Here is a 12,220-nt window from a genome sequence, read left to right as displayed (position 1 = left end):
ATTTCCGCTAGGGCAATAGCTAATGCGGGAAATAAATCTTTCCTCGCACATCACCCAGCATTTGGTAAGTTTTAAATGGGCATTAGAGTTAAGGAAACCCGAGATGTACCCACAACAACAGGGCGGTACCTGGAATAAGGTATTTAGGTATGTATGGCCTATAGCGTTCGTACTAGTCTTCGCCATAGTCGGTGCCTGGGGGGGTAACATTGCGCATGAAACGTCTATAACCTGGATAATAGTAATTGCTTATTTAGCCATATTCTTTGGAATAGCCATAGCCATAGGCATTAGGAGCACTAGGGTTAGGTTTAGGGAGATTGAGGAGTACATGAAGATGACGAAGTCCGGCGCCGTGGAGAAGTTAACCCGTGATGACTTCATGAAGGCGATGGAGAAGGATCCCGAGTACATTCAGGAAACGAATAGGTTCGTTAAGTCCCAGATGAAAAACATGGTGATACTCATGGTCGTCCTAATAGGCTTACTCCTACTCTATACGTATGTACTTTCCGGGCCATTCATAGCACTGGCTAAGTACATATCAGATACGGTGGACATTGGTTACTACTTAAAGCCCTGGTTCACACCAACGGTTCAGGAGGCGAACCTATTTTACGCATACTTCATTGACTACCTCATATACTTCGGAGTCTTCTTCATTCTCATGTACGTGATTTTCAGGATAATGAGGATGCCCTTTATGTCAATGAACGTTCAAATCACAGACTACCCATACACAGTGACTAAGGAATTAATAATCTTCAGAGATGCTATGCTCATTGATGGTATGTACCTACTCAAGTCGCCAATACAAGTCAAGCAGATAGTGATTAATGAGAAGAGGAGATTCATCGAATTCCAACTCTCAAAACCACTGTCTGGACTACCATACACAAAGATAAGGATTTACCATAAGTCACCAAGGGACCTGTGGGATAAGGCAATGAAGGCCCTATTTAAGATTGAGGAGGGTACTATTCAGTAATTTTAAGTAAAATTGAAAGTTTGATGACAATGCTTAATTCAGCCAAATAGACTTGCAAGGCCCGCCGCGATCTCCTCCTCACTCGGACCCTCCTTCTTCTCCTCGGCTTTCTTCTCCTCCGCCTTAGTCTCAGCCTTCTGCTCACCACCAGCCGCAGCACCACCTGCCTGGGCTGCAGCCGCAGGGGGGGCAGCGGCCACAGGCATTGCGACGGCCGTCTTTATGGCCTCGTCAATGTTAACCTCCTTAAGAGCAGCCACCAAGGCCTTAACCCTAACCTCATCAACCTGTATCCCAGCTGCCTGCAAGACCTTGACTACATTCTCCTCATTAATGGGTTGTTTGCCGTAGTGCAACAGTAATGCTGCATATACGTACTCCATACCTCCTCGACATGTCAATTGAAAACCGCTTTAAAAACATTACTTAATTCAATAAGTCATAGATGCCGAAGAAGATAGTCATAGTAACGGCCGATTGGGATTACTTCAAGGACCAATTAAGCACGTTATGCTCACAATTTATTAAGGCAGGTATTGATTGTGAGACCATGAATTACGAAGACCAAGAGGCTCTGCGGTTAATCATTAAGTATGGGATTGATAATGGGGGGGTAGTGAGGATACCGCAGATATACGTGATTAATAATGGCGATGTGAAGAGGATTACCTATGAAATTACGGGTGATTTAAGACTTGTAATTAAAGACCTTGATAATTACCTAAAATGAGTAAGGATGAAATATGGCCGGGGTAACCCACGACCTTCATCGGCCCGCTCGTCGGGTCTCTGTGTGGTAATTAAGCAGTATTAACATTGATTTAATAATCTTTCGCCGCATTATAGACCCTGGAACCTGGGTTGCCTCCTCTCCTTAAACGCCCTAATACCTTCCTGGAAGTCCTGGCTATATCGCAGTAGTGCAAAGGTCTTCCTCTCAATGTCGAAACCAACCTCCATTGGCGAGTCCTGGATCAGCTAATGACCTCCTTCAACGCCTTAATCGCAAGCGGTGACAGTGACATCAAGTCCCTGGCAATCTCCATAACCCTATCATGAACCTTAGCCTGATCAACAACCTCATGGACTAAGCCAAGCTGCAACGCCTCCTCAGCCTTAATCCTCCTGCCAAGGAGCAGGTAATACCTTGCGCGCAGAGCACCGAGCGCCTTAACAATCCTTGTTAATCCACCACTTGCAGGTGTCATGCTAAGCCTTATCTCGGGAAGCCCTATTTCCACGTCTGGCGTGCCTATCCTGATGTCGCAGGCGAGGGCTAATTCTGTGCCTGCTCCAAGTACGTAGCCCCTGAGGAGGGCTATCGTAGGCTTGCTGAGGTTCTCCACGGCCTCTATTGTCCTGCCCCAATCAATTAATTCGCTGGGTGTGGTGTTTAGGAATTCCGTAACATCACCGCCCGCGCTAAATGCCTTATCACCACTGCCTTCGAAAATCACGACCCTCACGTTGCCGTCCTGCTCCAACTCATTTATTATCCTGCCCAGGTCCCTCCTCATCTCAAGCGTTATTAGGTTCAGTGGCGGCTTATTTATTATGACCTCGGCAACGCCGTTGTTAACCCTTACTAACCAACCGCCATTGGAGTACGTCTTCTCCACAAACATCTTGTTAAGAGGTGCTGATTTTAAATGAGTACCGGGATTAAAATGTTTGAGTAAGCCCTTATTAATCAGTTATTAAGTGAGGCAATGTCGATATGCATGGTTATGCGGGTAGGATACTTTGGATTAATTTGAGCCGTAATGAGGTGAGGGCTGAGGGCATTAATGAAAATGTGGCTAGGCTATTCATAGGAGGCAGGGGGGGATTAGGGTTAAAGATAATCTTTGATTTGAACTTGAACCTTAACGGTGTTGATCCATACGGTCCTGAGAATCCGTTGATAATAGCCACGGGGGGGCCTCTAGGTGGTACGAGAATGCCATTGGCTACCAGGCCGCTGCCATATTTAAATCACCGCTTACGAATAGGTGGAGTTACTCAACTGTTGGTGGGACGCTCGGTGCGTACATGAAGTATGCCGGTGTTGATGCCGTAGTAATTACCGGTGTAAGTCCAAGGCTGTTCATTTGGTGATTAGTGATGGTAAGGTTGAGTTTAGAGATGCGAGGGAGTTATGGGGCATGGACACGGTGGAGACCGAGCATGCCATTAAAAGGGAGTTTAGGGATTCGGCGGTCTTAACGATTGGGCCTGCCGGTGAGAATAAGGTGCCATATGCGTGCATTGGCCATGAGGAGTGGAGGCAGTTTGGGCGTACTGGGGGGGCTGGGGGGGCTGTCATGGGTAGTAAGGGCGTGAAGGCCATAACCTTCATACCCGTTAGCAAGGCCGTGGATGTGGCCGATGATAAGGCCTACCAGGACTTGGTTAGGAACCTAGGTAGGCAAGCCGTCACGAACCCAGGCATGATACCGTATAGGCAGGGCGGCACTGTAAGGCTTATAGACGTTGGCAATGGCATGGGGGGGTTCTTCCCATCAATTTACTGGACCAGGGTTGTCATGCCCAATTGGGAGGACATATCGTGGGAGAAGGTGCTAAAGCCAAAGTACTTCATTAAGCATGGCGCCTGCCTATACTGCCCAGTGGCTTGTCATAAAGTCGTTAGATCAAGCAATGGCGAGTACGACCTTGAGTATGAGACAACAATGGCCCTTGGAGGCCTAACGGGTATTCACGACCCACAGAGGCTCATCGACCTTGCTGAGCTCGCCGATAGGCTTGGTTTCGACACGATAAGTCTCGGAAACACGATAGCGTTCCTAATATACCTAGGTGAGAGAGGTATTGTTAAGGGCGCGCCAAGGTGGGGGGGTGATTATGAGGGTATTAGGCGCCTAATAATTGACACTGCCTATAGGCGCGGGCTTGGTGAGTTAGCCGCATTGGGCACTAAGGCCATTGCCGAGAAGTTAGGCGTACAAGACTTGGCTATTCATGTTAAGGGCCTTGAGCCGGCTGCCTATGACCCAAGGACGCTTAAGGGCATGATACTCAACAACGCTATTTCCGAGAGGGGGCGCTGATCACCTATGGTCTAGTGCTTATGCCGTTGATATTGCTGGTCAGGCGGGTGGTAGGTTCGCCACCGGTGAGGAGAAGGTTAGGGCTGTAATGGATATTGAGGAGAGGAATGCCTTGTACGACTCAATGCTCCTTTGTAAGTTCGGTAGGGCGGTATATACGTGGGATGTCATTAGGGATGTCTTGAATGCGGTGACGGGCTTTAACTACACGGTTGATGAGTTGAGGGAGGCTGCCCAGAGGATTATCGTGCTTCATAGGTACATGAATGGTACCACTATTGAGCAGGATAGGTTACCACCGAGGTGGTTGAGGGAGCCTGTTGAGTATGAGGGCAGGCAGTACGTGGTTACTGAGGAGGAGTGGTCGTTCATGGTCAGGAAGTATTATGAACTTAGGGGGGGTTATGACGAGGTTGGTAGGCCTAGGCAGGATACACTCGTCAGGCTAAAGATACTGTCTCAATCCTAGGTCCTCACAGCCCTTATTAGTAGGAATATCCCTAGGTAAGTCCTGTAAGATATGGTGTAGCCGACTAAATCCTCAATTAACCTCCTCAGCCATGAAATACCCCCCCAATGCCTCTAACCGTAATCCTCATTGTGGCGTAATCCCAAACCTCCCTAGGCGCCACAATAGATACCAACAATGGCAATGCAAACACTAGGTAAAACAGTAGGACGGCATAGGTTAGCGAATTATCGGGTCTCCAGAACTCGAGGACTATGAATGAACCACCCCTCCTGAGGACCTACGTACCTCAAGTAGGGCAAGTGGCTTGTTACTGAATTGCCTCAGTGCGAACGACGTGTACACGGTGCACATCGACCCTTGCCTAATCGGCAGGTATTCACTAACGCCAACAACCCTATCAACCAACTCAGAGTGTAGATTACTCATTGACTTGAGACCACTAATTGCTGGGTCGAGTAATATTATTGGCCTATGCTTAAGGCCGTTATTTATTACGAACCTGGTCATTGAGCCGTCACCAGCACCAAGGTCAAGTAAGTAACCACTGCAATCACGTATTGAGTGCAGTACCTCCTGAAAGGCCCAATACCTAAGTTTCCTTAGTTGGAAGAGTGTGATAACCGTATTTACCAGCTCATAATTTGAGTATGCAAAGACCTTATTCATCACGTCCTTAAAGAATTGGGATAAGCTCACATGATCACCTTAACAACCTCAACGAACCAGTGACCTTATTAATTAAATCCTCAGGCCCAGGCCCAATCGCAAGTACGGTGATTGTACCCGGAGGTAACTCCGTGAGGCCGGCATCCTCCACGAGGAATGTCGGCAGGCCCAGCTTCTCCGCCCTTTCCTTAAGCCTGAGCAATTCATCTAGTGAGTTAGCAATCAAAACAATCTTCTTTTGCCCAGAGGACTCCCAAGCCCTAAACCACTCAAGCCAATCCCTCTTACCATCCTCAAGAACCCTAAGCACAGCCCCCCCAACAGCACCATGAGCCACCTGGCAGCCGTCTTACCACAGGACATCCCGAGGTCAGTCCTAACCACAATAACTTGCTTATACACTGGCGGTCACCTCAGCGAGCTCCAATCACTGAGTATTTTCCTCGCCGCGTTATAACCAGGCACCCCAGTCACCTGTCCACCAGGCCACGTACCCGCACCACCCAGGTAAAGACCCCCTTATCGGCGTTGAGTAGCCCCCCCAGCCGGGTACGGGCCTATTACTAAACATGTAATCCTCCGTCATCGGCAAGTGATTAAGGTTGCCGCCGGCCAATCTGAACGTGGACTCGTAATCACTCGGCGTTATTAATTCAAAGGCCTTTATACTAGACCAATCAATACTTACATAGTCACTAAGCTCATCCTTAGTTGGCAGACCCGTGACTATTAAGTAATTGCCATGAACCACCGTCTCGCCAAAGGGTAGTTGCAGTATTGAATCCCTGTAATTATTCAACTCGCCCTTCAACTTAATTGGCCCATTACTAACAATGACCAGCCTAGACGTACCACCTGGAGGTATATTCCTCAATCTATCAATCACCGATTCATCGAAGTACTCCTCACCAACCAGGTTAATCAATGTGTTTACTGGGCTCGCCGTAGAAAGCACGACCCTCGCCTCAATAATCCTCCCATCATCTGTCAACACCCCCCCCTGACCCTCCCACCCTCAACGATTATTCTCCTAACACCCAGGCCAAGCACTACCTTGGCACCGGCCCTCAGGGCGGCATTGTATAGTTCACGGGCAAAGACCTGCATACCAACCTCACCATCCTTGGCGGGGGGGAACCACCAATCGGTGTCGGGGTTGTAGTAACCAACCATGAAGGCTGGCTGGTCTAGGTAAGGCTCGAATATGAACATACCCCAAAATTCCCTGGGCAGGTATTGGCTAAGGAACTCCCAACTCCTCAACCTAAGGAACTCGCCCAGCGCTGGGTCATTGAGTAACTCATCCCTACTCGGCGGGTCTAACCTATATATGTACTTACGTAATGCCCTATGGAAACCCACGATCTTACCCCCCCACATAGCCCTTAGGTCATCGCCAAGGCCCCCCCACCTATTGAACTCGCGAACCCTATCCTCAAAACCCCCCCTCCACCACCTAACTAATTCACCGTCCTTCACGTAAACCGCTATAGGCTCCGGCTTGTACTGATCAATATTTACCCCCCCCAATTCACCCATTAAGTCGCTGGGTATTAGGCCAAGTACGTAGGCCCCCTATGGGCACCTCAACGCCACCAACAACGTGATAACCAGCCAAGCCCCCCCCAGGCCAAGTTACGTGATCTAGAACGAGTACATCGAGCCCGGCCCTGGCCAGGACTATACTCGCCACCAATCCATTATGCCCTGCGCCGATTATGACAGCATCAACCACAAAGTATGTGGGAACCCGTGACTTTTAATAACTTAGCTTAAGGAATTTCCTGTATTGCTCTGCGTAGGTCCTTAATGACTCAGGTACCTTTATTGCCAACGCCGCCGCGCCCAGGACACCTACGTCATCACCAAACCTAGTAAACTCAATACGTGCTGGTTTAACAGCTAAGTACCTCTTTAGGTATTTTTCAATTCCCCCCCTTCTAAATAAATCCATGTTATTAAGGGCCATTGAACCCCCCCCAGCACTATTAATTCTGGGTCGTAAGCATTCATTACACTGGCCAAGCCAGCCGCGTGCACCTTCATTAGGTAATTATCAATGAAATCCCTGGCTAGTTCATCCCCCCCCTCATAATAAGCCTGAAATACCTCCTCAGTACTTACATACTCACCTTTAACAAGCCTTTCATACAACCTTGACCCATACGACCTTCCCCCCCTAATAAACTCCTTAATGACCCTCGGTATGTTAGCCCCCCCCGAACCAAGGGCCTCCCAATGCCCATAACCGCCACAACCGCATTGTATCTCTGAGTTCACGTCAATTACCACGTGGCCGATCTCGTGGGCATTGCCATCCTTACCAACGAGTAGGTGGCCATCAACAATAACGCCAGCGCCAATGCCGGTGCTAAGGGTTATGTAGACGAGGTTACTAATGCCCTTACCAATACCGAATAGGTACTCGCCCCCCCACACGGCCGCCATCGCATCGTTGCCTAGGACCACGGGTACCCTGAACTCCTTAATTATTGGCTCCACGAGTTTAAACCTCTTAATTGGTGCATTTGGCGCCCAGGGCACAATACCCTCCCTTAAGTCTAACGGGCCTATGGAGCCAATACCTATACCATCAATGCCACCCCCCCACCCCGTTAAATCCCTTATTGATTTAATGATTACGTTAGCCACAGTATTCTCATCACCACTTGTTGGCTGTCTCGTCTTCACCTTATTGATAACTTGGCCATCCTCGTTCACAAGCCCAACCCTTATGTATGTCGCGCCAACATCAACACCCACATACACCATATCAGGTCTTCAATGATGCATGCACTTTTAAGTTATTAATTGGGCATAATTGATGGATTTATAAAGGGATTTAAGTATGGCTTTATTGCATATTATGGTTAAGTTGGTCGTAAAGCCCATAGCTGATGTATTGAGTGAGGATGAGATTAGGAGGAAGACTGATGAGTACGTGAGTGAGATGTTGAGGAATGCCCAGGTCATTGGTGATGACTTATTCCTCGTGGATAAGGCCACGGGTAAGGCCACACCGTCCTTCTTCAGTAACGATTGCTTTGTTAAGTCATTGATAAAGCTTAGGTTTGGCACAATAACGAATATGGAGGGCATAAGGAGCTTGGCCAGGGGGGGTAGGGCTATCCACGACCTTTACCAAGAGTGGTTTAAGTTCGCTAATCCCAGGGTTCACGTGGAGATCGAAAGTGGTATAGAGACTGTGGATACCTCGGGTAGGGCGGACATTGTATATATGAGGGAGTTTGACGGAGAGGAGGTTTGGGGGGGGCTTATTGAGTTGAAGAGTTCGTGGAATCTCAATGAAGATAGGGAGAGGAGGTACCTTAAGCAGGTGATTTCATACGTATTAATGCTTGAGGAAACCGGCATAACCATTAGGGAAGCATACCTAGTTACTATGAGGGACGTTAAGTCATTACCCATAAATAGGTTGAGAAGAGAGTACCAAAATGTCATAATGGAACTCAAGGCTATCGAGAATTACCAAGGCTGGCCTATGGAGCCACCGGATCCTCTTCTTTGCGTTAGATGTGAATTAAAGCCAATTTGTAATACCTACGCAATTTACAGGGGGGGTAACAAATCCATGATGAGTATAAGCAGTGCCGATGATTGATAATACTTATTAATAAATCATGCATACAAAGCCAGTGTCATTTATAACAAAGATACTGGTTGGTTACGATGGTTCGAAAGCCGGTGATAAGGCCCTGGATTACGCAATAAACATTGCCAAGAGCTTTAATGCGAAGCTTTATATAATTCATGTAATTGAGGAAGGCAAGATTACGATAGCCCCCCCGACTCATCAATGTACCCGGCCCTAATTGACTCCATGGAAAAACAGGGCAGGGACTTGCTGAGTAGGGCTGTTGAACGTGCTAGAAACCTCGGTGTCAACGTGGAAGGTCTCCTTGAAGTCGGCACCGACGCGGCTGAAACCATAATAAATGTTGCAAATAACCTAAACGTCGACTTAATAATAGTTGGTTCTAGGGGGGGTTAAGGGGGGGATTGACCCGCTTTCTCCTGGGCTCAGTGAGTGAGAAGGTTGTTAGGTATGCTAATAGGCCCGTTCTTGTTGTTCATTAAATGAGGTTAGACTTAAAACACGGATTGTTTTAATCATTATTGATATTCATAGTATGGCCGAAATAATTAATGCAAGTAATCCAGGTAATATTGGTAGCGGAGTAAGCGGCCTAGTCCCTAGTTGGGTTTGGACAGCCATCATCGTGCTTGTGGCCGCCGTGGCCATCTACTTCGTGCTTGATTACACATTTGATAAGTTGGTTAGGGCCTTCGTGAAACTTTCGAGGAAGGGTGATGTTGAGAACGCGAAGTTCATCTTCAGGATGATGCTAATAGTGACAATACTATCAGCAATAGCCTATGTTTATCAGCAGTACCTGATCGTTGGCACCTTACTTGTTGTTTTCGCTGTAATACTGATACTAGGCACTAGGCCAATAATTGAGGAGTACTTCACGGGTAAAATAACCAGGCTCATTAAGGATTACTCACTGGATGTTGGGGATCACGTGGAGGTCATGGGGATTAAGGGCTACATAATCAAGCAATCATCGATAGGTCTAATAATTAGGAGTTCACGTAATGAGTTGATATACGTGCCATACACATTAATACTTAAGAACGTTATTAGGAAAGTACCGCCCACAGAAGGCATTGAAATTAGAATACCGTTTAAGGTACCTAAGAATGAGTTGCTCATTGAGGATTTACGCAAGGATCTCACGGACTACATGGAGGAGTTGGGTATTGAAGATCCGCATGTCGACGTCGCGGCGATTGAGGACAGGTTTGTGGAGTTAATGGCGAGGGGGGGTACATATAAGGATTTGAGGACAATAGATGATGTTAAGTACTCCATACTTAATAAGACCTTTGAATTATCAATGGAGCTTAGGAGAAGATATAATGTTAGGAGTAATGAGTAATTAACCGCCAAGGTCACCTATTAATTTATTGATACTTTCTGAGGGGGCCTACAACTACTAATTCATCATTTCCCTCCACAATATAATCACCACTTGGCTTGGTGACGCCGCTCGACGTTACTACATACGGTATTGCAACGCCATAATTATCAATTATCTCATTAATGGATTTACCTATTAATTGCGAGCCTGCATTAATCCTAATTACCGCGAATGTTATATTTATTGATGGATCGTTAAATACGGACTTAGCTATGTTATTTATTATGAGGGTCTCTATGTTTCTTGATATTAGGTCTTCAACAATCACGGTATTTACATTCAATTCCCTAAACAAATCCACGTTATCCCTATTATTAACCCTGGCGATTATCAATGGAACCCCCTTACCCCTGGCTATACTGCATGCCTTATAATTCAATTCATCATTATCAGACAAAGCCAGAAATAACTCAGCCTTGTCAATACCAACCTCATTAAGCACATCCTCACTACTCGGATCACCCCCCCTATAAACAAGCGCCGACGATTTAAGCATCTTGAAAGCCCTTGAGCATGCATCATCGTTTGAGTCGACGATCACCACGTCATATCTATCCATGAGCTTTAGCCACATTAACACTCACATTATTTGCTCCAACTATTATGGCAAGCTTCAATATTAACCACCAACTACGTAACTTAAAGCAGGAACTATTTAAATTCATTATTACCTTGTCATAAACCGTGATCCCAAGAGAGTGGGTGGAGCTTGTTAAGGATGGGTTGAAATACTCATATGCACCATACAGCGGAGTTAGGGTAAGTGCGCTGGCGATAACGCCTGACGGTAAGGTGTATAGAGGGGGTTAATGTGGAGAATTCGTCCCTTGGGCTCACGGTTTGTGCGGAGAGGGTCGCCATATTTAATGCCGTATCCAACGGCGAGAGGAAAATAAAGACGATAGTACTGACCTCAAACCTAGATAAGCCAATATACCCCCCCTGCGGAGCTTGTCTCCAGGTAATGAGTGAGTTTGGCGTCGAGGAGGTGATTATCGTTCACGGAGATAAAGTAATTAGACATAACATAGGTGAGTTGTTCCCAAGGCCATTCACAGACTGGAGAAAGCAGGATAGTTGAATATGCTGAGTATCACGGGCCTTCAAAACCACAGACTGGGCATTTGTATGGGTTTCCCGTCCTCCTACAGTGCTCGCACCTCCAAATCTCTGCTTTGCCACAGTTTGGGCATAGGAAGTGGGTTGCCCTCTCGTATGGCTTAATTGGCTTACCGCATGAACTACACACCGGCACGGTTGGTCCATGGAGTACCGGCTTGGCCTCTCAACCCTGGGTAGCGACATTGAGTATCCGTGGGGGGGTAATCACTAATTTAAGCATTTCTATAACGTTATTAATGCGTGAGTAATCCTTAATAAATCGGGCACCTATGGTAACGAGATGGACATTAACAAGGTAATAAATGACGCGATACTCGTATTAGTGATTATACTGGCCGCGGTATTGACATACTTTTTACTTGCTAGAGTCGTCGTACCACCATCAAAACTACATAGTGGAGAAACAATAATTACGTACCCCCCCATTGGTACATCTGGTATCATCGTGTGGCCTCCATACTTTCAATTACTCAATGCATCCACAGTAAGCAGCATCTATAATACCTTCAAGAATTACAGCTTAGTTTATGGACCAGATACAGCACCAATCAAGGTATTGATATTCTATAACCCTATCTTACCTCCAGCCACTAACTTCTCGATTGTTAATACTAATTACATGATCAATACTTCAGAGAAGGGGCTTGTTCAGTATGAGATAGTATTCAACATAGGTTCTTTCAACTATTCGGGCCAGCCCTCACCACTTGTACTAGCTGAGGAGAATGTAGCTTCCGTGGCTTACTGCTATATTACAACTCAACTAATAGATATAATGCATTATTATTTCTAAGTGAGATTGGTTCATTCGTAGGCAGTAATATAACTAAAGTAGCAAACCTCACTAGCATATCCGCAATACAGGAGATACTTAATAACCTGGGCATTAACTTGAACGCCACAGAATGTGTGAGTG

Annotated in this window: 16 protein-coding genes and 4 pseudogenes; 10 read left to right on the top strand and 10 right to left on the bottom strand. The window is 46.6% G+C overall.

Translation table 11 applies throughout. The features are described 5' to 3' along the window. Positions 1-103: 103 nt before the first annotated feature. Positions 104-988, top strand: a complete 885-nt coding sequence (locus JCM11216_RS03435) for a DUF2208 family protein (protein ID WP_054853309.1) — start codon at positions 104-106, stop codon at positions 986-988. 38 nt (positions 989-1,026) lie between these two features. Here the strand turns inward: JCM11216_RS03435 and rpl12p are convergent, their stop codons facing one another. Continuing rightward, the gene (gene rpl12p / locus JCM11216_RS03430) at positions 1,027-1,371 is read right to left on the bottom strand and encodes a 50S ribosomal protein P1 (RefSeq protein ID WP_054853308.1); all 345 of its coding nucleotides are present in this window, start codon (positions 1,369-1,371) and stop codon (positions 1,027-1,029) included. 62 nt (positions 1,372-1,433) lie between these two features. On the opposite strand from rpl12p, the gene JCM11216_RS03425 reads away from it, so the two are divergent. Continuing rightward, positions 1,434-1,718 carry a hypothetical protein gene (locus JCM11216_RS03425; RefSeq protein ID WP_054853307.1) on the top strand — a complete coding sequence of 95 codons (285 nt, stop codon included), beginning with the start codon at positions 1,434-1,436 and terminating at the stop codon, positions 1,716-1,718. A gap of 244 nt (positions 1,719-1,962) precedes the next feature. On the opposite strand, the gene JCM11216_RS03420 is transcribed toward JCM11216_RS03425, so the two are convergent. Further along, the gene (locus tag JCM11216_RS03420) at positions 1,963-2,613 is read right to left on the bottom strand and encodes an enoyl-CoA hydratase/isomerase family protein (RefSeq protein ID WP_243675052.1); all 651 of its coding nucleotides are present in this window, start codon (positions 2,611-2,613) and stop codon (positions 1,963-1,965) included. Positions 2,614-2,705: 92 nt separating this feature from the next. Between JCM11216_RS03420 and JCM11216_RS15925 the strand changes: the two are divergent. From JCM11216_RS15925 to JCM11216_RS15915, 3 genes and pseudogenes are all read left to right on the top strand, one after another. Next, positions 2,706-3,264, top strand: a pseudogene (locus JCM11216_RS15925) (aldehyde ferredoxin oxidoreductase); the annotation flags it as partial. A 153-nt stretch (positions 3,265-3,417) separates the two neighbouring features. Further along, positions 3,418-4,038 (top strand): aldehyde ferredoxin oxidoreductase C-terminal domain-containing protein, encoded by a 621-nt coding sequence (locus tag JCM11216_RS15920; protein WP_243675136.1) that lies wholly within the window; start codon positions 3,418-3,420, stop codon positions 4,036-4,038. Between the two features lie 31 nt (positions 4,039-4,069). Beyond that, the gene (locus JCM11216_RS15915; RefSeq protein WP_243675135.1) at positions 4,070-4,507 is read left to right on the top strand and encodes an aldehyde ferredoxin oxidoreductase C-terminal domain-containing protein; all 438 of its coding nucleotides are present in this window, start codon (positions 4,070-4,072) and stop codon (positions 4,505-4,507) included. A 252-nt stretch (positions 4,508-4,759) separates the two neighbouring features. On the opposite strand, the gene JCM11216_RS15910 is transcribed toward JCM11216_RS15915, so the two are convergent. The 6 genes and pseudogenes from JCM11216_RS15910 to JCM11216_RS03395 form a co-directional block, all read right to left on the bottom strand. Further along, positions 4,760-5,206 carry a class I SAM-dependent methyltransferase gene (locus JCM11216_RS15910; RefSeq protein ID WP_243675051.1) on the bottom strand — a complete coding sequence of 149 codons (447 nt, stop codon included), beginning with the start codon at positions 5,204-5,206 and terminating at the stop codon, positions 4,760-4,762. A 4-nt stretch (positions 5,207-5,210) separates the two neighbouring features. Continuing rightward, a pseudogene (pth2, locus tag JCM11216_RS03405) lies at positions 5,211-5,578 on the bottom strand (peptidyl-tRNA hydrolase Pth2). Positions 5,579-5,627: 49 nt separating this feature from the next. Beyond that, positions 5,628-6,170, bottom strand: a complete 543-nt coding sequence (locus JCM11216_RS15905) for a hypothetical protein (RefSeq protein ID WP_243675050.1) — start codon at positions 6,168-6,170, stop codon at positions 5,628-5,630. Continuing rightward, the gene (locus JCM11216_RS15900; RefSeq protein WP_243675049.1) at positions 6,164-6,706 is read right to left on the bottom strand and encodes a hypothetical protein; all 543 of its coding nucleotides are present in this window, start codon (positions 6,704-6,706) and stop codon (positions 6,164-6,166) included. Before JCM11216_RS15900 ends, JCM11216_RS15905 begins: the two co-directional genes overlap by 7 nt. 1 nt (position 6,707) lies before the next feature. After that, entirely contained in the window at positions 6,708-6,911 is a 204-nt protein-coding gene (locus JCM11216_RS15895; protein WP_243675048.1) for an NAD(P)-binding protein, read from the bottom strand. A gap of 24 nt (positions 6,912-6,935) precedes the next feature. Next, positions 6,936-7,948: pseudogene (locus JCM11216_RS03395) on the bottom strand (ROK family protein). Positions 7,949-8,042: 94 nt separating this feature from the next. On the opposite strand from JCM11216_RS03395, the gene JCM11216_RS03390 reads away from it, so the two are divergent. From JCM11216_RS03390 to JCM11216_RS03380, 3 genes and pseudogenes are all read left to right on the top strand, one after another. Continuing rightward, positions 8,043-8,798 carry a Dna2/Cas4 domain-containing protein gene (locus tag JCM11216_RS03390; protein ID WP_054853306.1) on the top strand — a complete coding sequence of 252 codons (756 nt, stop codon included), beginning with the start codon at positions 8,043-8,045 and terminating at the stop codon, positions 8,796-8,798. Positions 8,799-8,817: 19 nt separating this feature from the next. Continuing rightward, a pseudogene (locus JCM11216_RS03385) lies at positions 8,818-9,274 on the top strand (universal stress protein). 53 nt (positions 9,275-9,327) lie between these two features. Then, on the top strand, positions 9,328-10,140 hold the full coding sequence (locus JCM11216_RS03380) for a mechanosensitive ion channel (protein WP_054853305.1): 813 nt from the start codon (positions 9,328-9,330) through the stop codon (positions 10,138-10,140). Positions 10,141-10,165: 25 nt separating this feature from the next. On the opposite strand, the gene JCM11216_RS03375 is transcribed toward JCM11216_RS03380, so the two are convergent. Continuing rightward, positions 10,166-10,756, bottom strand: a complete 591-nt coding sequence (locus JCM11216_RS03375) for an NAD-binding protein (RefSeq protein ID WP_243675047.1) — start codon at positions 10,754-10,756, stop codon at positions 10,166-10,168. A gap of 237 nt (positions 10,757-10,993) precedes the next feature. On the opposite strand from JCM11216_RS03375, the gene JCM11216_RS03370 reads away from it, so the two are divergent. After that, the gene (locus JCM11216_RS03370) at positions 10,994-11,263 is read left to right on the top strand and encodes a hypothetical protein (protein ID WP_243675046.1); all 270 of its coding nucleotides are present in this window, start codon (positions 10,994-10,996) and stop codon (positions 11,261-11,263) included. A 12-nt stretch (positions 11,264-11,275) separates the two neighbouring features. On the opposite strand, the gene JCM11216_RS15890 is transcribed toward JCM11216_RS03370, so the two are convergent. After that, positions 11,276-11,437 (bottom strand): zinc finger domain-containing protein, encoded by a 162-nt coding sequence (locus tag JCM11216_RS15890; protein ID WP_243675045.1) that lies wholly within the window; start codon positions 11,435-11,437, stop codon positions 11,276-11,278. A 147-nt stretch (positions 11,438-11,584) separates the two neighbouring features. Here JCM11216_RS15890 and JCM11216_RS15885 point away from each other — a divergent pair, with 147 nt between their 5' ends. Then, positions 11,585-12,097: a hypothetical protein gene (locus JCM11216_RS15885; protein ID WP_243675044.1), complete on the top strand. Its 513-nt coding sequence runs from the start codon at positions 11,585-11,587 to the stop codon at positions 12,095-12,097. The last annotated feature ends 123 nt before the right edge of the window (positions 12,098-12,220 follow it).

The sequence above is a fragment of the Vulcanisaeta distributa JCM 11216 genome, assembly GCF_001315985.1.
Taxonomy (GTDB): Archaea; Thermoproteota; Thermoprotei; order Thermoproteales; family Thermocladiaceae; genus Vulcanisaeta; species Vulcanisaeta distributa_E.
The sequence above is the reverse complement of the archived record's forward strand: the minus strand, read 5'-3'. Positions and strand labels throughout refer to the sequence as shown.